Annotated in this window: 15 protein-coding genes and 2 pseudogenes; 10 read left to right on the forward strand and 7 right to left on the reverse strand. The window is 70.9% G+C overall.

Annotation, left to right across the window (positions count from 1 at the left end; genetic code table 11):
- Positions 1-38: 38 nt before the first annotated feature.
- The 5 genes from ACZ4RZ_RS18045 to ACZ4RZ_RS18065 all read left to right on the forward strand — a co-directional run bounded on the left by ACZ4RZ_RS18045 (position 39) and on the right by ACZ4RZ_RS18065 (position 5,547).
- Complete coding sequence (locus tag ACZ4RZ_RS18045; RefSeq protein WP_467745622.1) at positions 39-710, forward strand: succinate dehydrogenase; 672 nt, start codon at positions 39-41, stop codon at positions 708-710.
- Position 711: 1 nt separating this feature from the next.
- Positions 712-2,661, forward strand: a complete 1,950-nt coding sequence (locus tag ACZ4RZ_RS18050; RefSeq protein WP_467745623.1) for a fumarate reductase/succinate dehydrogenase flavoprotein subunit — start codon at positions 712-714, stop codon at positions 2,659-2,661.
- Positions 2,658-3,407 carry a succinate dehydrogenase/fumarate reductase iron-sulfur subunit gene (locus ACZ4RZ_RS18055; RefSeq protein WP_467745625.1) on the forward strand — a complete coding sequence of 250 codons (750 nt, stop codon included), beginning with the start codon at positions 2,658-2,660 and terminating at the stop codon, positions 3,405-3,407. Before ACZ4RZ_RS18050 ends, ACZ4RZ_RS18055 begins: the two co-directional genes overlap by 4 nt.
- Before the next feature lie 398 nt (positions 3,408-3,805).
- A complete protein-coding gene (locus ACZ4RZ_RS18060; protein WP_467745626.1) occupies positions 3,806-4,576 on the forward strand; it encodes a GNAT family N-acetyltransferase in 771 nt (256 codons plus the stop codon).
- Positions 4,576-5,547, forward strand: a complete 972-nt coding sequence (locus ACZ4RZ_RS18065; protein ID WP_467745627.1) for a lysophospholipid acyltransferase family protein — start codon at positions 4,576-4,578, stop codon at positions 5,545-5,547. The genes ACZ4RZ_RS18060 and ACZ4RZ_RS18065 overlap by 1 nt, the downstream gene beginning before the upstream one ends.
- Here the strand turns inward: ACZ4RZ_RS18065 and ACZ4RZ_RS18070 are convergent.
- The gene (locus ACZ4RZ_RS18070; protein ID WP_467745629.1) at positions 5,544-7,889 is read right to left on the reverse strand and encodes an ATP-binding cassette domain-containing protein; all 2,346 of its coding nucleotides are present in this window, start codon (positions 7,887-7,889) and stop codon (positions 5,544-5,546) included. The genes ACZ4RZ_RS18065 and ACZ4RZ_RS18070 overlap by 4 nt on opposite strands.
- Positions 7,890-7,955: 66 nt before the next feature.
- A complete protein-coding gene (locus tag ACZ4RZ_RS18075; RefSeq protein ID WP_467745630.1) occupies positions 7,956-8,999 on the reverse strand; it encodes an LLM class flavin-dependent oxidoreductase in 1,044 nt (347 codons plus the stop codon).
- A gap of 372 nt (positions 9,000-9,371) precedes the next feature.
- Here ACZ4RZ_RS18075 and ACZ4RZ_RS18080 point away from each other — a divergent pair, with 372 nt between their 5' ends.
- The 4 genes and pseudogenes from ACZ4RZ_RS18080 to ACZ4RZ_RS18095 all read left to right on the forward strand — a co-directional run bounded on the left by ACZ4RZ_RS18080 (position 9,372) and on the right by ACZ4RZ_RS18095 (position 14,930).
- On the forward strand, positions 9,372-10,145 hold the full coding sequence (locus tag ACZ4RZ_RS18080) for a nuclear transport factor 2 family protein (RefSeq protein ID WP_467745632.1): 774 nt from the start codon (positions 9,372-9,374) through the stop codon (positions 10,143-10,145).
- A gap of 79 nt (positions 10,146-10,224) precedes the next feature.
- Positions 10,225-11,193, forward strand: coding sequence for an aldo/keto reductase (locus ACZ4RZ_RS18085; RefSeq protein ID WP_467745633.1), 969 nt, complete (start codon positions 10,225-10,227; stop codon positions 11,191-11,193).
- 158 nt (positions 11,194-11,351) lie between these two features.
- Positions 11,352-12,588, forward strand: a pseudogene (locus ACZ4RZ_RS18090) (L,D-transpeptidase).
- A gap of 368 nt (positions 12,589-12,956) precedes the next feature.
- On the forward strand, positions 12,957-14,930 hold the full coding sequence (locus ACZ4RZ_RS18095; protein ID WP_467745635.1) for an RICIN domain-containing protein: 1,974 nt from the start codon (positions 12,957-12,959) through the stop codon (positions 14,928-14,930).
- 4 nt (positions 14,931-14,934) lie between these two features.
- On the opposite strand, the gene ACZ4RZ_RS18100 is transcribed toward ACZ4RZ_RS18095, so the two are convergent.
- The 3 genes from ACZ4RZ_RS18100 to ACZ4RZ_RS18110 all read right to left on the reverse strand — a co-directional run bounded on the left by ACZ4RZ_RS18100 (position 14,935) and on the right by ACZ4RZ_RS18110 (position 18,698).
- A complete protein-coding gene (locus tag ACZ4RZ_RS18100; protein WP_467745636.1) occupies positions 14,935-16,182 on the reverse strand; it encodes a polysaccharide deacetylase family protein in 1,248 nt (415 codons plus the stop codon).
- A gap of 263 nt (positions 16,183-16,445) precedes the next feature.
- Entirely contained in the window at positions 16,446-17,192 is a 747-nt protein-coding gene (locus ACZ4RZ_RS18105; protein ID WP_467745638.1) for a DUF4232 domain-containing protein, read from the reverse strand.
- A 123-nt stretch (positions 17,193-17,315) separates the two neighbouring features.
- Positions 17,316-18,698 carry a serine/threonine-protein kinase gene (locus tag ACZ4RZ_RS18110; protein ID WP_467745639.1) on the reverse strand — a complete coding sequence of 461 codons (1,383 nt, stop codon included), beginning with the start codon at positions 18,696-18,698 and terminating at the stop codon, positions 17,316-17,318.
- Positions 18,699-18,783: 85 nt separating this feature from the next.
- On the opposite strand from ACZ4RZ_RS18110, the pseudogene ACZ4RZ_RS18115 reads away from it, so the two are divergent.
- A pseudogene (locus tag ACZ4RZ_RS18115) lies at positions 18,784-19,008 on the forward strand (DUF2637 domain-containing protein); the annotation flags it as partial.
- A gap of 13 nt (positions 19,009-19,021) precedes the next feature.
- Here the strand turns inward: ACZ4RZ_RS18115 and ACZ4RZ_RS18120 are convergent.
- Positions 19,022-19,330, reverse strand: coding sequence for a hypothetical protein (locus tag ACZ4RZ_RS18120; protein WP_467745818.1), 309 nt, complete (start codon positions 19,328-19,330; stop codon positions 19,022-19,024).
- A 394-nt stretch (positions 19,331-19,724) separates the two neighbouring features.
- Positions 19,725-19,808 carry a 50S ribosomal protein bL37 gene (locus ACZ4RZ_RS18125; protein ID WP_467745808.1) on the reverse strand — a complete coding sequence of 28 codons (84 nt, stop codon included), beginning with the start codon at positions 19,806-19,808 and terminating at the stop codon, positions 19,725-19,727.
- Positions 19,809-19,954: the final 146 nt, after the last annotated feature.

The raw sequence follows: 19,954 nt of genomic DNA on the forward strand, positions 1-19,954 counted from the left end.
ACATGGCTCTGGCAACGCGGACGGACCGACGGCCGTCCATGGCACGCACCGTGTGGAACAGCTCCGTCGGCAAGAAGACCGTGATGGCCGTCAGCGGACTGATCATGGTGCTGTACCTGGTCGCCCACATGATCGGCAATCTGAAGATCTACTTCGGGGCGGGCGAGTTCAACCACTACGGGCACTGGCTTCGCACCGTCGGCGAACCCTTCATGCACTACGAGTGGACGCTGTGGCTCATCCGCGTGGTGCTGGTCGTCGCCGTCGTCGCGCACGCCGTCTCCGCGTACCAGCTGAGCCGCCGCGACTTCAAGGCGCGCCCCAGCAAGTACGTCCACACGAAGCCGCGGGCGAGCTACGCCACGCGGACCATGCGCTGGGGCGGCATCATCCTCGGCCTGTTCATCGTCTGGCACATCCTCGACCTGACGACCGGCACCGTGCACTCCGGCGGCTTCCAGGAGGGCCACCCGTACCAGAACGTCGTGGACACCTTCTCCACCTGGTACGGCAACGTCATCTACATCGTCGCGATGCTCGCGCTCGGCCTGCACATCCGGCACGGCTTCTGGAGCGCGGCACAGACCCTGGGCGCTGGCAGCCGCACCCGCGACCGCGCCCTCAAGACTGTCGCCAACGTCCTGGCGCTGGTGCTCACGGCGGGCTTCATCTCCGTACCCGTCGGTGTCACGACTGGAGTGGTGAGCTGACATGACCGCATACACCGAGTACGCGTCCGGGGACCCGGTCGTCGACGGCAAGGCCCCGGACGGCCCGGTCAACGAGCGCTGGGACACCCGCCGCTTCGAGGCCAAGCTGGTCAACCCCGCCAACCGGCGCAAGCACACGGTGATCGTCGTGGGCACCGGCCTCGCGGGTGGTTCGGCCGGTGCCACGCTCGCCGAACAGGGCTACCACGTCGTGCAGTTCTGCTACCAGGACTCGCCCCGCCGCGCCCACTCGATCGCCGCGCAGGGCGGCATCAACGCGGCGAAGAACTACCGCAACGACGGCGACTCCATCCACCGGCTCTTCTACGACACCGTCAAGGGCGGCGACTTCAGGGCGCGCGAGTCGAACGTCCACCGGCTGGCGCAGATCTCGGTGGAGATCATCGACCAGTGCGTCGCGCAGGGCGTGCCCTTCGCCCGTGAGTACGGCGGTCTCCTCGACACCCGCTCCTTCGGCGGCGTCCAGGTGTCCCGGACGTTCTACGCCCGGGGCCAGACGGGCCAGCAGCTCCTGCTCGGCGCCTACCAGGCGCTGTCCCGGCAGATCGCCGCGGGCAACATCGAGATGCATCCCCGGACCGAGATGCTCGACCTGATCGTGGTCGACGGGCGGGCGCGCGGGATCGTGGCCCGCGACCTGATCACCGGGAAGATCGACACGTACTACGCGGACGCGGTGGTCCTCGCCAGCGGCGGCTACGGCAACGTCTTCTACCTCTCGACGAACGCCATGAACTCCAACGCCACCGCGATCTGGCGGGCGCACCGGCGCGGCGCCTACTTCGCCAACCCCTGCTTCACCCAGATCCACCCCACCTGCATCCCGCGCACCGGCGACCACCAGTCCAAGCTCACCCTGATGAGCGAGTCGCTGCGCAACGACGGCCGTATCTGGGTCCCGAAGGCCAAGGGCGACACCCGCCCGCCGAACGAGATCCCCGAGGACGAGCGCGACTACTACCTGGAGCGCATCTACCCGTCCTTCGGCAACCTCGTGCCCCGCGACATCGCCTCCCGCGCCGCCAAGAACGTCTGTGACGAGGGCAGGGGAGTGGGCCCGGGCGGCCAGGGCGTCTACCTGGACTTCGCCGACGCCATCCGGCGGATGGGCAGGGCGAAGGTCGAGGAGAAGTACGGCAACCTCTTCGACATGTACGCGCGGATCACCGCCGAGGACCCGTACACGGTCCCGATGCGGATCTATCCCGCCGTGCACTACACGATGGGCGGACTGTGGGTCGACTACGACCTCCAGACCACCATCCCGGGCCTGTTCGCGATCGGCGAGGCCAACTTCTCGGACCACGGCGCGAACCGGCTCGGCGCTTCTGCCCTGATGCAGGGCCTGGCCGACGGCTATTTCGTACTCCCGTCGACGATCAACGACTACCTCGCCCGTAACCCGCACCACGAAAAGGTGACCGACGAACACCCCGCCGTCCAGGAGGTGCTGGCCGAGACCGAGGACCGGCTGCGGCTGCTCCTCGCCGTCGACGGCGACCGCACGCCCGACTCCTTCCACCGCGAAGTCGGCGAACTCATGTGGGAGTTCTGCGGAATGGCCCGCACCGAGAGCGGGCTGCGCAAGGCACTTGAGCGCATCCCGCAGATCCGCGAGGAGTTCTGGCGGCGCCTCAAAGTCCCGGGCACGGGTGAGGAGTTCAACCAGTCCCTGGAGAAGGCCAACCGCATCGTCGACTACCTGGAGCTCGCCGAGCTCATGTGCCTCGACGCGCTGCACCGGTCCGAGTCGTGCGGCGGGCACTTCCGTGAGGAGTCCCAGACGCCGGACGGCGAGGCCGCCCGCAAAGACGAGGAGTTCTCGTACGCGGCCGCCTGGGAGTTCACCGCCACCGGTGACGCGCCCGTCCTGCACAAGGAAGACCTGGTCTTCGAGTACGTTCACCCCACTCAGCGGAGCTACGCATGAAGCTCACCCTGCGCGTCTGGCGACAGAAGAACGCCGACGCCGACGGAGCGATGTCCACGTACGAGGTGGACGGCATCTCGGCCGACATGTCCTTCCTGGAGATGCTCGACACCCTCAACGAAGAGCTCATTCTCAAGGGCGAGGATCCGGTCGCGTTCGACCACGACTGCCGCGAGGGTATCTGCGGCGCGTGCTCGCTCGTCATCAACGGCGACGCGCACGGGCCCGAGCGCACCACCACCTGTCAGCTGCACATGCGGTCCTTCCAGGACGGCGACACGATCGACATCGAGCCGTGGCGGGCTTCGGCCTTCCCGGTCGTGAAGGACCTGGTGGTGGACAGGTCGGCCTTCGACCGGATCATCCAGGCCGGCGGCTACATCACCGCCCCGACCGGCGCGGCGCCCGAGGCCCACGCGACGCCTGTGCCGAAGCCCGACGCGGACTTCGCCTTCGAGCACGCCGAGTGCATCGGCTGCGGAGCCTGCGTGGCGGCCTGTCCGAACGGCGCGGCGATGCTGTTCACCTCGGCGAAGGTCAACCACTTGAACGTGCTGCCGCAGGGCGCGCCCGAGCGGGAGACCCGGGTGCTCGACATGGTGGCGCAGATGGACGAGGAGGGGTTCGGTGGGTGCACCCTCACCGGGGAGTGCGCGACCGCCTGCCCGAAGGGCATCCCGCTGTTCTCCATCACCAGCATGAACAAGGAGTGGCTGCGGGCTACGCGTAAGGCCGGGCGGCGTTAGCGCTCCGCCGGTCGGGCGGTTGTCCGGCCGCGGGCCGGATGTGGCTGGTCGCGAGTTCCCCCGCGCACCTTCTGGGCGCTCCTGCCAGCCGCGTCCTTTCAGGAAAGCGTTCGCCGAGAAGGTGCGGACGGGCGGGACCGGAAGTGGTGCTCACCCCGGTCCCGCCAGGCACCCCGCCCAATTGGCCGGAGGCGTGCTGTTCGCCCTGGGGCTGGTGCGCAGCCGTTGGCGTCGCCGTCCGACGGACGCCGATCCCCCGGCATTCAACATCCCCACATCCCACCTCCTGGCCACGGTCACGTGCAGGTCAACCGGCGTCGGAAGAACAGGAGCGCACAGACCGCACCGACACGGTCTGCCGCCGCACTGCCGAACCGGCCCGTGACCAGGAGAGTGCCATGACCGGCGTTTCCACCCTCGACAGCCCCCCACAGCCCGTGGCCCCCACCCGCTACACGGTCTCCCTCGCCCGTGACGAGGCCGACGTGCGGGCCGCCCAGCGGCTGCGGCACGACGTCTTCGCGGGGGAGATGGGAGCCCTCCTGTCCACCCCGCAGCCGGGCCTCGACATCGACCCGTTCGACGCGTACTGCGACCACCTGCTGGTCCGTGACACGGTGAGCGGCCAGGTCGTCGGCACCTACCGGCTGCTGCCGCCGGAGCGGGCCGCCATCGCCGGACGGCTGTACTCGGAGGGCGAGTTCGACCTCGGGCCGCTGGCCGGAATCCGCTCCGGGCTGGTCGAGGTGGGCCGTTCCTGCGTGCACCCCGACCACCGCGACGGCGCGGTCATCGGGCTCATCTGGGCCGGGATAGCGCGGTACATGGTCGACGGCGGCCACGAGTGGCTCGCGGGCTGCTGCTCGATTCCGCTGGCCGACGGCGGCGCGCTCGCGGCCGGGACCTGGGACCGCGTCCAGGCGAAGCACCTGGCGCCCGAGGAGTACCGCGTACGTCCGCTGCTGCCCTGGAACGCGGAGGGCGTCGCCCGGCCCGCGCGGACGGAGCTGCCCCCGCTGCTGCGCGGCTACCTCCGGCTCGGCGCCTGGGTGTGCGGCCAGCCGGCCCACGACTCCGACTTCGGTGTCGCCGACCTGTACGTGCTGCTGTCGATGCGCCGGGTCAACCCGCGCTATCTGCGGCACTTCCTCTCGCTCGTCCCGGCCTGATGAGCACCCCTCGCACCGGAGCGCCGCGGCTGTCCGTCATGCGCCGCCCCCGCTTCGGCGGGGCGGCGCTGCCCGGCCCGCGCGGGGCTGCGCTCGCGGACACCGCGACGGTGTCCGCGGCGCCGCGTCCCGTCGCGGCTCGCCCCGCCCCGCCGACCAGCGCGTGGCTGCCCACCGCGCCCTGCTCCCCGCACAGCTGCGTGGATTCCACGGCGTCCTGGGCCGCCGTGCCGCGCGCCGCGGCGCGGCTCGCCTCGGTCCTGGTGCTGGTCCTCGTCGGCGTCGCGCTGACCCCGCTCGTCGGACGGCTGCGCGCGACGGCGCGTGACCGGTGGATCCGTCGCTGGTGCCGGTCCGTGGTCCGCGCCACGGGCGTACGGGTGCGGTTCACCGGGGCCGCCGCACCCACCGGGGGACTGCTGATCGTCGCCAACCACATCTCGTGGCTGGACATCCCCCTGCTCGCCGCCGTCCGCCCGGCGCGCATGCTCGCCAAGACCGAGGTCCGCGGCTGGCCTGTGGCCGGCGTCCTGGCCGCCCGCGGCGGCACCCTGTTCATCGAACGCGACCGGCTCCGCGCCCTGCCCGGCACGGTGCAGCGGATCGCGGACGCCCTGCGCGGCGGAGCGGCCGTCGTCGCCTTCCCCGAGGGCAGCACCTGGTGCGGCCGGGCCCAGGGACACTTCCGGCGGGCCGTCTTCCAGGCGGCGCTCGACGCCGACGTGCCCGTCCAGCCCGTGCGCATCCACTACCGGCTCGCCGACGGCACGGCGAGCACCGCGCCCGCGTTCGTCGGGAGCGACTCGCTGCTCGCCTCCGTATGGCGGGTCGTCTCGGCCGGCGCGCTCGTCGCCGAGGTGCGGGTGCTGCCCGTACTCGCACCCGGCGATCACATCGACCGGCGCGGTCTGGCCCGTGCCGCACAGGGCGGGCGGCACACGCAGGACGACCCGCACGTCATGTCCGCCTAGAGGACGGGAGCGAGCGCGCGGGCGAGATACGGAGCCGTCGTGCTGCCCTGCGCCCGCGCCACCTCGCCCGGAGGCCCCGTCGCGACGATCCGCCCGCCCGCGTCGCCCCCGCCCGGGCCCAGGTCGATCACCCAGTCGGCGCCCGCGACGACCCTCATGTCGTGCTCGACGACCACGACGGTGTGGCCGGCGTCGACCAGACCGTGCAGCTGGCGCATCAGCACCTCGACGTCGGCCGGGTGCAGCCCCGTCGTCGGCTCGTCGAGCAGATAGAAGGTGTGCCCACGACGTACCCGCTGCAGCTCGCTGGCCAGCTTGATGCGTTGGGCCTCGCCACCGGACAACTCCGTGGCGGGCTGGCCGAGTCGCAGATAGCCGAGGCCCACGTCGAGGAGGGTGCTGAGGCTGCGCGCGACGGCCGGGGTGTCCGTCTCCGCGAAGAACCGCGCCGCCGCCTCCACCGTCAGGTCCAGAACCTGTGCGATGGTCCGTCCCCGGTACGTCACTTCGAGTGTCTCTGGGTTGTAGCGCGCCCCTCCGCAGTCGGGGCACGGCGCATAGGTGCTGGGCAGGAAGAGCAGCTCCACGCTGACGAATCCCTCGCCCTGACAGGTCTCGCAGCGACCGCCGGCGACATTGAAGGAGAACCGCCCGACGCCGTAGCCGCGCCGCCGCGCCTCGTCCGACGCGGCGAAGACCTTGCGCACGACGTCGAAGAGCCCGGTGTAGGTCGCCAGGTTCGAGCGCGGGGTGCGGCCGATGGGCTTCTGGTCGACGGAGACGAGACGTCCGACGCCCGCCAGGTCCTCCGTCACCTCGCCGATCAGTGTGGACTTGCCGGAGCCGGAGACCCCGGTCACCGCGGTGAACGCACCGAGCGGGAACTCGGCGGTGACCCCGCGCAGGTTGTGCCGGGTGACCGGACCGATCTTCAACTGTCCGCGCGGTGACCGGACTTCGCGCACCGGAGCGGGGGAGCGGTCGAAGAGGAAGCGAGCCGTGGCCGACTCCTCGACCGCGGCCAGCTCCGCCACCGGACCGCTGTGCAGCACCCGCCCGCCGTGCTCCCCGGCGCGCGGCCCGACGTCGACGAGCCAGTCGGCGCCGCGCACGACATCGAGATGGTGCTCCACGACGAACACCGAGTTCCCCGCCGACTTCAACCGCTCCAGGACCGTGAGCAGGGCCTCCGTGTCCGCCGGGTGCAGTCCGGCGGACGGCTCGTCCAGGACGTACACGACTCCGAAGAGTCCGGAGCGCAACTGCGTTGCCAGACGCAGCCGTTGGAGTTCGCCCGCGGAGAGGGTGGGAGTCGCCCGGTCCAGGCTGAGATAGCCGAGGCCGAGCTCGACGACGGGCGCGATACGGGATCTGAGATCCTCGGTGAGGATCCTGGCGGCCTCGGTGGTCCCGTGCAGCAGGCGGGCCAGCTCCGCCAGGGGCAGCGCGGCCAGCTCGGCGATGTTCCGTCCGGCGAACGTCACCGCCAGCGCCTCGGGACGCAGCCGGCTGCCGCCGCACACCGGACACGGAGCGCTGGTCAGGAACCGCTCGGCCTTGGCCCTGAGCGTCGGGCTCTTCGTGTCGGAGAAGGTCTTCATGACATAGCGCCGTGCGCTCATGTATGTGCCCTGGTAAGGGCGTTGGATCCGCTCGGCATCGCGCACCGGATGCACGGTGACCACCGGTTGCTCGTCCGTGAAGAGGATCCACTCCCGCTCCTCGGCGGGCAGCTCGCGCCAGGGCCGGTCCACGTCGTACCCGAGCGTGTCGAGGATGTCCCGCAGGTTCTTGCCCTGCCAGGCGCCCGGCCACGCGGCGATCGCCCCCTCACGGATCGACAGCAGCGGATCCGGGACCAGCAACTCCTCGGTCGTACGGTGCACTTGACCGAGACCATGGCACTCGGGGCAGGCGCCGGCCGCCGTATTGGGCGAGAACGCGTCGGAGTCCAGCAGCTCGGCGCCCTGCGGATAGTCGCCCGCCCGCGAGAACAGCATGCGCAGCGAGTTGGAGAGATTGGTGACCGTACCGACGGACGAGCGTGAGGTGGGTGCCGAGCGGCGCTGCTGAAGCGAGACCGCGGGCGGCAGCCCGGTGATCTCCCCGACCTTCGGCGCCCCTACCTGGTGGGTCAGCCGCCGCGCGTACGGGGCGACCGACTCGAAGTATCGCCGCTGCGCCTCGGCGTAGATCGTCCCGAAGGCCAGCGAGGACTTTCCGGAGCCGGAGACGCCGGTGAAGACCGCGAGAACGTCACGCGGGATGTCGACGTCCACGCCCTGGAGGTTGTGCTCACGGGCGCCCCGGACGCGGACGTACGAGTCGTGGGGGCTGGGCATTGGCGGGACTCCTGTGGGCGGCCGGAGGCCTGGACATCAGTGGGGCGCGGGGCAAACCCCACGATTCTAGGTCGTGGTCAGTCCCGCGACCCGGGCGAGTCTCCGGAAGGAGTCCAGGAGCGCGTCCCGGTCGTACGTACTGGTCGTGACCAGCACTTCCTGGGCGCCGGTCTCCTTGATCAGGGTCTCCAGCTCGTGGGCGACCTGATCCTCGGTACCCACGATGTGGCCGGTCAGGCCGGACTCGTAGAAGCCGCGCTCCTTGGCGGTCATGGTGAGGGCCTCGACGCGCTCGGCGGGCGGCAGCGGCGGGAACGTGCCGTGCGTGCGGGAGTACGCCATCGACCAGGCCTCCGGGAGCAGCAGACGGCGCGCCTCCTCCGGGCTTGCGGCGACCGCGACGGTGCCGGAGACCACGACGTACGGCTCCGGCGCCCAGACGGACGGGCGGAAGGTCGCGCGGTAGTGATCTATGCCGCGCCGCATCTTCTCCCGGTTCCTGAGGTCCCCGATGACCATCGGCAGTCCCGCCCGTGCCGCGATCGTGGCGCCCTCGCCCAGGGCGAGCACGAAGGGCGGCACGGTCAGACCTTCCGTGGGGCGCGCGTGCACGCTGGTCGGAGATGTGCCGCGGAACCAGCCGAGGAGTTCGTCGAGCTGGGCCGCGAAGTCCTCGGCGTCGTCCTTGTCCCGCCCGAGCGCACTGCGCACACCGTCCGTGAAACCGACGGAGCGGCCCAGGCCCATGTCGATCCGCCCCGGGAACAGGGACTCGAGCACACCGAACTGCTCGGCCACGACGAGGGGTTGGTGGTTCGGCAGCATGACACCGCCGGTGCCGACCCGGATCGTCCGCGTGGCGGCGGCGACCGCGGCGGCCAGCACCGTGGGCGCGGACCCGGCGACGCCGGGCACCCCGTGGTGCTCCGAGACCCAGATCCGGTGGTAGCCGAGCTTCTCCAGATCCTGGGCCTGCCGCACGGTGTCGCGCAGGGCCTCGGTCACCTGGTGCCCCTCGCGGGTGCGCGAGCGGTCGAGTACGGAGAACCGCGTCGCGTCCACACGGGAACCCTGCGCCTGGTGGGGTTCGCGACTCTGCTGGTTCGACATGGCTGCTCCGGAAGAACTGGTCTCTGACGTCTCAGGCGTCAACGTCTGGATGCCTCCGCGGCTTCCATTGCTGCGTCGCGGGCGGTGCGGCGCCGTCCGCGCTGGTGAGGCGCCGTCCGCGCGAGTTCCGCCCCCTACGATCCCGTCGCGCGTTCGTGGCCACGAGGAACCGGGCCCCCGAATTCGTGGTGCGGCCTGCCGCACCACGGGACCGCCCGTCCGGCGGTCGGCCCGTCCGACCGGCGCGGAAGTCTCCCGGGAGGCCCCGCACCCGGGCCTCGGATGCCGCGGGCCTACGCCGCTGAGGTCGCGCCCCGCCCCGTCCGGGCACACGATGCCAAGAGGACCGCCGCACACTTCTCTGGAGCCCCCATGGTCTGGATCCCGCAGATCGCCGACCTCGTCGACCGACTCGGCGCCGCCGACCTCGCCGCCGCCCTGCGCGACCCGATCGCGGCCACCGTCCCCGTCGCGCTCGACGACCCGGAAGCCGGCCGTATCAGTGGCGTGGTCGTCCTCGATGCCTGGCTCGCCGAACAGGAGAAATGGCGCGCGGAACACCGCGTGGACATTGAGCCGGTCGCCACCACGTTCACCGAGAAGCGGGCCGTGGGCGAATGGGTGGTGCACCTGAACGGTTCGGACGGCCAGCGCGTCGGGCTTCCCGTCGGCGTCGCCGTGGAACCGGCGTCCGCGCTGCCCGTACGGATCTACCACTCCCGGTGGCCGCTGCTCGGCCACCACGTCGTACGCTCCCCGCTGCTGCCGCCCGACCCGGACGCGCACGCCGCGGACGTGGTGGGCGCCTACAAGACGGCCCTCGGCGAGGGCGACGTGGCCGACGTCGTCGCCACCTTCGCGGCCGACGGCTATCTCCGCGAGCCGTCCGGCGACGCCCACCGACATGTCGGCACCTCGGTGCTGGCCGACTTCTACAAGGGCTTCTTCTCCGCGGGCGGCGGCATCCCGCTCAAGCTGTGCACCGTCACGGAGGACGGCACCCGCAGCGCGTTCGAGTACATCTGCGATCGCTGGGGCGACGCCGACCTGCCGCCGCAGGCGGGCCTGGCCGTCTACACGCGGGGCGGCGACGGCCTGATCACTGCCGCGCATGTGTACGACGACGTGGAAGGCCCCGTGGAGTAGGGCTTCGGGCCGCCCGTGGCGGGCAAGGATCAGGTCGTCGGAGTGCCCGACCCCACCGCCAGCGAGAGCAGGAGAGAGCATGCAGTACGTGAAGCTCGGTTCGACGGGCCTGGACGTCTCCCGGATCTGCCTGGGCTGCATGAGTTTCGGCCTTCCCGACCGAGGCGTCCACGAGTGGACCCTCGACGAAGAGGCGTCACGGCCGTTGATCCGGCAGGCGCTGGAGGCCGGGATCAACTTTTTCGACACGGCGAACGTGTACTCCGACGGCACCAGCGAGGAGATCGTCGGCCCGGTGCTCGCCGACCTCGCGCGCCGCGACGAGATCGTCATCGCCACCAAGGTGAACGGCGCGATGCACGACGGCCCCAACGGGCGTGGCCTGTCCCGCAAGGCGGTCATGACGGAGATCGACAACAGCCTGCGCCGACTGGGTACCGACTACGTCGACCTCTACCAGATCCACCGCTTCGACCCCGCCACTCCCGTCGAGGAGACGATGGAGGCCCTGCACGACGTGGTGAAGGCGGGCAAGGCCCGTTACATCGGGGCGAGTTCGATGTACGCCTGGCAGTTCTCCAAGGCCCAGTACACGGCCCGGCTGAATGGCTGGACACGGTTCGTCTCGATGCAGAACCACTACAACCTCCTCTACCGAGAGGAGGAGCGCGAGATGCTGCCGCTCTGCGCGGACCAGGGTGTCGGTGTACTGCCCTGGAGCCCGCTCGCCCGCGGCCGCCTCACCCGTGACTGGGACACGGTCACGACGCGCAGCCGGACCGACGAGTTCGGCAAGAACCTCTACCAGGAGGGCGACCGCGAGATCGTCGACGCCGTCGCCCGCATCGCCGCCGAGCACCAGGTGCCCCGCGCGCAGGTCGCCCTCGCGTGGCTGCTGCACCAGAGCACCGTGAGCGCGCCCATCGTCGGCGCCACCAAGCCGCACCACGTCGAGGACGCGATCGCATCCCTCGAACTGGAGCTGACGGACAAGGAGATCGAGGAGCTGGAGCAGCCGTACACGCCTCGGGCGATCAGCGGTCACTGATCCGCCGGCGGGGTGTTCGGACGCAGGACCACAGGCTGGAGTTTACTTGAACCTTAAAGAGAGTGCTTTAGTGTTCAAGCGACGGCTCCAGGGGCCTCGTGTCGGTGCGCGGGGCCTTCCCCGACTCGGCCTTCGGGGCGCTGACCAAGGATTTCCACGTGAATGACGACCACAGCCGCCGCACCTCCCCGACCGCGACAGCCCGGCGGCTGGGCAGACGGTCCCTGCTCGCCGTTATCTGCGCCTCGGTGGTCAGCGCCTGTACGTCCGGCACGTCCGGCACCAAGAAAGCCTCCGACTCGCCCTCGCCGTCGGCCATTTCGACGGCCCGAGTCACGGTCGCGCCCAAGACCGGCGCGGCGAACACGGCGGTCGAGGGCGCGCTCTCCGTCTCCGTGCGCGGCGGCACGCTCACGTCGGTGGCGGTCACCGCCGAGGACGGCACGCGCATGTCCGGCACCTTCTCCGCCGACCGCACCCGCTGGACGCCGGACGGCAGGCTCTCCCCGTCCACCCGCTACTCCGTGCGCGCCGTCGCCGCCGACACCCGCGGTCGCGAGGCGCTGGCCAACACCACCTTCACCACCATCGCGCCCGAGGCCACCCTCGTCGGCTACTTCTCCCCCGAGGACGGCTCCACCGTCGGTGTCGGCATGCCGGTCTCCCTCAACTTCAACCACGCCATCACCGACAAGGAAGCCGTCGAGAAGGCGGTGTCCGTGACCTCCACGGCCGGCGTCGAGATCGCCGCCCATTGGTTCGGCGACAGCCGCCTCGACCTCCGCCCCGAGGAGTACTGGCCGACCGGCACCAAGGACGCTGTCCCTCAGGCTGCGCGGCGTCGAAGGTGCGTCCGGCCGCTACGGCGTGCAGCACAAGGACATCACCTTCACTGTCGGCCGCAACCAGACCAGCCTGGTCGACGCCGAGAAGAAGACCATGGTCGTACGGCGGGAAGGCCGCGCGGTGCGGACCATTCCCATCACCTCAGGAGCGCCCGAACACACCACGTGGAACGGCAGGATGGTGATCTCCGAGAAGTATCCGCAGACGCGGATGGACGGTTCCACCGTGGGCTTCGGCGGCGAGTACGACATCCCCGATGTCCCGCACGCCATGCGTCTGACCACCTCCGGCACCTTCGTCCACGGCAACTGCTGGTCGCCCGTCTCCACCTTCGGCGCGCAGAACGTCAGCCACGGCTGTGTCGGCCTGCACGACACCCAGGGCGCGAAGGACACCGGCACGCCGGCCTACTGGTTCTACGAGAACTCCCTCGTCGGTGACGTGGTGGAGGTGGTCAACTCCCACGACGAAACCGTGTCGCCGGACAACGGCCTCAATGGCTGGAACATGAGCTGGGAGGAATGGCGGGCGGGCGGCGCGCTCGGCTGAACCGGGAGAGCGCTCCCAATGTGGGGAGTTCTGTGTCGGTTCGTGGCGGCGACGGGATTCCGAATTTCATTTGCGAGCCTTGCTGACGTTCAGTCAATATCCGGGCTCGCGAGGCAATAGGGAAAATGCCGAGATCGCTTGTTCCGGCTCGGTGCCCTGTGCAAAGGTGTGCCTTGTTGGCGTGCAGACAATATTCGCTTCCTTCTGCACGTCGCGGTGCGCCCGTTCACCCCTTGCTTCAAAAGAGCTGCCCGAGGCGGTCGTTCGCGGCGCAACCCCCCCATGGGTAGGCCCTCCGGTCCGTCGGGCGGTCTACATACCCATTGGTATGGACTAATTCCTGTGTTGCCTTTGGGAGGAAAGCGGACGTGAATGATGCACCCCTGTCTCATTCCCCAACCCCCGCTCGCTTGTTCGAGGTCTCGGATGAGCGGCTCGCGGCAGACCTGAAGAAGAGCCCGGGGAACACGCCCGCGCACTATCCCGTCGGAGAACTCCTGGACCGCCACTGGGAAGCGGTCTTCTCTTACGCAAGCCTGTGCACTCACGGTGTACGCCCCGCCGGAATGCTCACCACGGCCTCATTCACCCGACTGTTCGGGGAATCGCTGCGGCAGACCGGGCCCACGTCGGCATGGCGGCCGCACCTGCTGGTCACCGTCCGCCGCATAGCCGCCGAGTGGCTCATGGACCAGCGGCGCGAGCTGCTCCGTCCCGAGCTGCTCGCCGGTTCGGACCGCGAGGACCGGGCCGCGGCGCGACTCCTCCCGCCGGACGGCAGACGCCTGCTGTCCCGGGCGTTCCAGCGGCTCCCCGGGCCGGCCCGTTGTCTGCTGTGGCACGCGGAGGCCGAGGCCGAGCAACTCGAGGTGCCCGCCGCCTTGTTGGGCCTCGCCGTCGAGGACGCCCCGACAGAACTGAGACGGGCCCGCGAACGCCTGCGCGAGGGCTGCCTGGAGATCCATCGTGAACTGGCCCCCGAGCAGGAGTGCCGCCGCTACAACCGCATGCTGGACGTGTCCCTGCGGCGGGGCGGCGTCGACCTCGACCCCGATCTGCGGGGTCATATGGCCAGATGCGCACACTGCCGCCATGCCGCCGACCAGTTGAACCAGTTCAACGGCCAACTGGCCCTCCCGCTGGCCGAAGCTGTGCTCGGCTGGAATGCCCGCGCCTATCTCGAATCCCGCCCGGGACGCGCCACCGCGATCGTGGAGGTGACGGAATCGTCCGGGGCCACCGGGGCCACCGGGGCCACCGGGGGTTCGACGGCCGAGCCGGCCGACCCGTACGGAGCGTTCCCCCTTCCCGCGGATGCCCCTCGCCCTCCAAGCGCTCGCAGCGCGCCACGCCTTCAGCCGGCGGACTCCCGCCCGCCGACACACAGGGCGAAGACGCACAAGGCCCCCCGGCGCGCCCCGCGCCGCCGCAACGTCGCCCTCGGCGTGCTGACCGTGAGCACGCTCATCCTGGTCCCGCTGGTCCTGTGGGCGGCCGGTTCGAGCTCCGGTGACGAGGGCGGCACGGCCGACGGCACCGGCTCCTCGGAAGCGCCGAGTGCCGGCTCGGGCACGGTCCCCGGCGCGAACCCGTCCTGGATCGGGTCAGGCGACCCGTCGAACGGCACCATGCGGGGCAGGCTGCGCAATGCCGCGACCGGGCTGTGCATCGGCATCGTCGGCAAGAAGCCGGCCAAGGGCGCGGAGACCGAACTCACCTCGTGCACCTCGAAGTCGGCCCAGCAGTGGTCGTACGAGGCGGACGGGCTGCTGCGCGACGTGGCCGACCCCGACCTCTGCCTCGACTCCCACCTGGGCTACTCGGTCCAACTGGCCCCCTGCTCGGGCAAGTCGCAGCCGGGCACCAAGAACGTGCGCTACGACTTCACCCTCCAGGGCACGCTGGTGCCGCGCTGGAACCAGGACCTGGCTCTCGCACTCGCCGCCAAGGGCGAGGCGGCACTCGTCCTCAAACTCCGCAAGGACGAGGCGGTCCAGCACTGGATCCTCGACACCTCCGCGCCCTCGCTCCAGCTGGAGGTGGTCAATTGGGACTCCACTCATGCATCGACGGCGCCCTCGACCCCGGCCCCTGCCAAGCCCTCGACGACACCGCCGGCGACCGCCAGGCACAGGCCTTCGGCGACGCCGTCCACACCGCGCCCGACTCCGTCGTCCCCTGCTCCGACGTACGACTACTGCTACTACCCCTACTACTACTGCCCGGGAGACGGGCAGTACGGCTCCGGCTATGGCTATGGCGATGGGTATGGGTACGGCGATGGGTATGGGTACGGCGGTTACGGCCCCGGTTACGGGGGAGGCCAAGGAGGCCACCGGTGAGTCGTCACGACCCGGCGGTGCCCGACGGCGCGGCAGCCGTGCCCAGGAATTCCGCCCAGCCACCGAGGGGCGACTGACCGGCGGTGAGCGTGCGCAGCTTCCGCAGGACCGCCGGGTCCTGAGCCTCCAGCCATTCCACGAGCTGCCGGAAAGAGACCATGCGTACGTCGTCGTAGGCGGCGATCCGCTCGACGGCCTCCTCGACGGCGTCCATGTAAATACCGCCGTTCCACCGCTCGAAGTGGTTGCCGACGAAGAACGGCGCGCGATTGCTCTCATAGGCGCGGCGGAAACCGGCGAGGTAGGTGTCGCGGGCCTGGGCGCGCCAGGTGTCGTACTGGGCGCGGTCGCCGAGAGGGTTCGCGTTCGACTGGTTGGCCATCAGGTTGTAGTCCATCGACAGGACCTGGAAGGAGTGGCCGGAGAAGGGAATCGACTGGAGCGGGAAATCCCAGATCCTGCCGCCCTGCACCTTGCCGGGCCATATCTGGAGGCCGCCGGGAGAGCTGGCGTCGTACTTCCAGCCGAGCTCGGCGGCGGTGGGCAGCAAGGCGGTCTGGCCCTCCAGGCAGGGGGTGCGGCCGCCGATCAGCTCCTTGCGGTAGTCGAAGGGGAGCGGATCGAGGTCGGTGAAGCCGGTGTTGGTCTTCCACTCGGTGACGAAGCGCGTCGCCTGGTCGATCTCGCTGCGCCACTCGGCGGAGGACCAGCGGCGGACGCCGTTCGCGCCGCAGAAGTGACCGTTGAAGTGGGTGCCTATCTCGTGGCCCTCCAGCCAGGCCGCGCGCACCTGCTGAAGGGTGGCGTGGATGTGCCGGTCGGCGAGGTAGCCGATCGCGGACGCGCCGACGGGGTGCTGCGGCGGGCTGTAGAGGTGCTTCTTCGACTCGGGCAGGGTGTAGATGCCGCTGAGGAAGAACGTCATCGAGGCGTCGTGGTCGGCGGCCACCTTGCGGAAGCGGGAGAACAGCTCGTTGCTGAGCTCGCCCGCGCCGTCCCAGGAGAAGACCACGAACTGCGGCGGGCGCTCGCCCGGCTTCAGCCGCTCCGCCTTCGGCTGCCTGGGCTGGGCTCCGGTGTCGGCGGTGGACCCGTCGCCGATCAGCTTGGTCGGCCGGGCCTGTGCCGTGGGCTTGCCCTCCGCGCTGTCGCCCCCGACGGACCACCCCTCGGCGGAACAGGCGGAGAGCGCGCCGAGCGCGCCCGCCGATGCCGTCGCCGTCAGCAGCCGCCTGCGTGAGATGCCGCTCATGATCGATCCCCAGTTCCTCGGTTCCTCGGCACGGCCGCGGCCGGGTGGCCGGAGCTCGCGTCCCGTCGACGCGCCGACCCACGGGGGCACGTCGACCGGTTGGATGGGTGGGAGTTCCGGAAAAGATCGCGGGAATCGGGACGTGTTGCTGTTCCGTGACAAACCGCCGCCGACCTGCGCGGCCGTCGCTCCGCACGCACGAAAGAGCCCCGCCGACCTGCGGGACAGGCGGCGGGGCGGGGGAGTGCGGGGAGCGCGACGGGTCAGGTGCCGGTGCCCGCGCGGACGACCGTCAAGGACACCGACGAGGCGTTGCCGGACACCGGCACCTTGCCCTGGGTCCACTTCACCTTGAGCGAGTCCTTCTCGTTGGGCGGTGTCACGAGGAGGGAGGCGGGCGTCGCCGTACGGGCCCCGCTGATCTCCGGGTTGGAGAACGTGAGCCCTGCCCACGCGCTCTGCCCGGGCGCCAGCGTGATCGTGGTGGGCGTGCCCGAGGAGCGCTGCGGATCGGGGCCCAGCTGCTTGCCGGACGCGTCGATGAAGGCCGCTCCCGGGTAGCCGCGCAGGGTGCAGGTGCGTCCGGAGCTGTTGGTCAGGACGACGGGGAAGTTCTCCTGCCCGGCGCCCGGGTCGTTGTTGCCCACCGACGCGCGCAGCTCGGAGGTGTGGCAGCGGGTGCCGGTCGAGCCGCTCCCGGACGACGCGGAGGCCGATCCCGCCGTCGCAGCGGATCCGGTCGCAGCGGATCCCGTCGTGGCGGGACTTCCGGTCGTGTCGGCCGTGGGGCTCGCACCGGTGTCCGTGGTCCGGTCACCCGAGGCCGGCTCCGCGGTGCCGGGCAGCTTCTGCGGCGTACTGTGCGGCGTGTCGGTACCGCAGGCGGTGAGCAGGCCCAGCAGCGCGACGCCCGCGAGCAGCGCCGCCCGCCGGGCGGGAGTCGAAGTGCGGGGTGCGGGAACCGCGCCGAGCCGGTCCGTGTCCGCCGCGCCGCGCCGGAAGGTCGCCATGTCACCACTCCTTGAGAATCACCGCACGCGTCCTGACACGTGCGCACGGCGCGTTGTGCCCCGTCATCACACTCCGATGCACCGGGACGGAGAAAAGTTCACGGAATCGGCGGGCGAGTTCCGTCAGGCTCCCACGCGTACCGAACCGAGCAGGCGGTCGGTCGCGTCAGTGCCGCCGTCCTGGCGGATCTGTACGTACACCTGAGGCTGCTCGGCGCCGTCCGCCGGAGTGAGCCCCGTCTCCGTGACGGTGCCGTCGCTGCCGGGGCAGCCGTGCCAGGTCCGTATCAGACCGTGCCAGTGCGCGCCGTCGTAGGTGCGGCTGCCGTCGTAATGGCATCCGGTGTGCGCGATCGCGCGGACCTCGGCCGTCACGTCGCCGTGCTCGCTCAGGCCGATGAAGGCTCCGTTGGCGCGCGCGCCGAGGTCCTGCCACTTCGCGAGGTCGTCCGCGACCGCCAGACCGGGTTCCTTCGTGTCCTTCAGGCCCAGGGTGTGCGGATTCCACCCGGAGTCGCGCAGCTGGTGGCCCCACGCGGCGGGCACCTCGGCGGTGACCCGGCCGGTGCGGTCCTCGACCCGGACGGTCTTTGCGTCGGGCCCGCGCGTCACGATCGCGGCGGTGACGCCGACGGCGCCGGCCACGACAGCGGCGGCCAGCACCGTGATCAACACCGTCCGACGGCGCCGAGGGGGTCCGGGGGCCGCGCCGGGTTCGGCCAGTCGCTCCAGCTGCGCGGCGAAACCGGCCGCCGTGGGCCAGCGCCGCTCCCGGTCGGGTTCCATGGCGCGCAGCAACGCCCGCTGGACCTCGGGGGCCAGATCCGTACGGAGCCGGTCGGGCCGTACGACCTTGCCGGGCGGGCCGGGGACCGAGCCGGTGATCAGGTGGTAGCCGAGGGCACCCAGGCTGTAGACGTCGGCCCGCGCATCGATCCCGGAGCCGGGCTCGGCCTGCTCGGGCGGTGTGTAGCCCGCGGAACCCGCCGCCATGGTGAGCCCGGACGCCTGGGCCAGGCTCTTGGCCAGGCCGAGGTCCGCGAGGAGCACCCGGTCGCCTCCGCCGGGCGAGGTGCGCAGCAGCACGTTGGTCGGCTTGATGTCCCGGTGCACGATGCCGGCCTCGTGCAGTGCGGCCGCTCCCCGGGCCGCGAGGGCCGTCAGCCGCAGGGCCTCGGCCACGGGCAGCGGTCCGGACTCGACCCGGTCGGCGAGGGTGCCCCCGTCGGCGTACTCCATGACGAAGTACGGCCTGCCGTCCGGCAGTTCTCCGATGTCGTACACCTGGACGACCCGGTTGGAGTCGGCGCGGCGCAGCAGCCTGGCCTCGGAGAGGAAGCGCTCCCGGATGTCCAGGTGGTCGACCCAGTTCTCGGACAGCACCTTCACCGCGACGTCCGCCTCGAGCACGTCGTCGTGGGCGAGCCAGACCACGCCGAAGGCGCCCGCGCCCAGGCGCCGGTTCAGACGGTAGCGGCCGATCCGCTCCAGGGGCTCCCTCAGCATGGACAACCCGCCGAAGAGCCCGTGAGCTGGGGGGTTCGACTACGGTCGCGGTGGCTTGGCGTCGCCGCATCGCCGGTGATGCCCGATGAAGGCTCCTGAGAGGCCCGGCAGGAAGCGTCCTCGTGCGGCTGACGTAGGGACATGGGTGCGGAGTGGATGTGCCCTGTCGGTCGCGTCCGTGGCGGCGTACGCCTCCTGTATTCACCAGCGGGCATGTGCTCTCCAGGGCGGTGCGGATGCCACGAGCGCCACGCTGTGGCCGCTGTCCGTAGACGGGCTGCTTCTCCTGGCAACGGTCGGGTTGTTGAAGCCTACCCGCCACGTCAGCGGCCGAGCACGCTGGCCGGCGTGGATGGCGCTCTTCCTCTGTTCTCGGTTGAGCGGCGGGCACCCCATCGGGTGCCGCGGAAGTACGTGCAGGCGATGGCCAGCACCTGTCGGTGCCGATCCACGGCCGCCCAGCCGTGGCCGGAGGCGGCGAGACCCAGCGGGCCTCCCCAACTGGCATGGATCCAGGCCGCGTCGGGGCCCAGTGCGAGTAGCGCGTCCGTGTCGGCGGGTTCGAGGCGGCGCACGGCCACGCCGCGGGGGACGGTGCAGGGTTGCGGTTCGGCCTGCAGAGTCCACACCATCCGCTCCCACGGAGTGAGGCGGTCGAAAGCCGCGCCGGGGCCGGCAGGAAGCGGGCGGGGTTTCGACGTGGCTGTTCGCCAGGGGCGCCAGGGGCGCAAGGTCGTCGGGGTCGAGTGTGTCAGGGGCGCCGCGCAGCAGAACATGGCCGGCGCAGGAAACGGCGATGACGCGCGGCTGGTCCCCTCGGTCCGCCCACCAGCGGCCGACGCCAGTGGTGAGCACGTGCTCGCCGATGGTGGCCGGGCCTGGGGCGCCGGCGGGGAACCAGCGTGTGAGGGCGGGCAGTTGGCGGGGCGCGAGTTCGATCATCGACGCCTCCGTGAGTGAGTGACGGGGGGCGGGCGGGGCGACGAGGCTCGTAAGCTCCTCTCGTCTCGCCGCCCGCCGATGGGGTCAGCGCTGGCCGGCCTTGCGGCCGTGGTTGGCCTTCTTCTTGCGGCGGGCCTTCTTTTTGCGGGTGCGCTTCGACAGGGGCATCAACTCCGTGGTGTGGAAGGAAAGTTCAAGTGGTGCGGCCGACGAGGAGGTCGGCCAGCTTGTTGAGGCGCCTGACGGTGCGGTCCTCGGTCGCCCCGGCCCACTTCCATGGCACCCCTGCTCGCCCGGCGAGTCGCAGGGCCGAA

This window comes from Streptomyces sp. NPDC027189 (assembly GCF_055566975.1).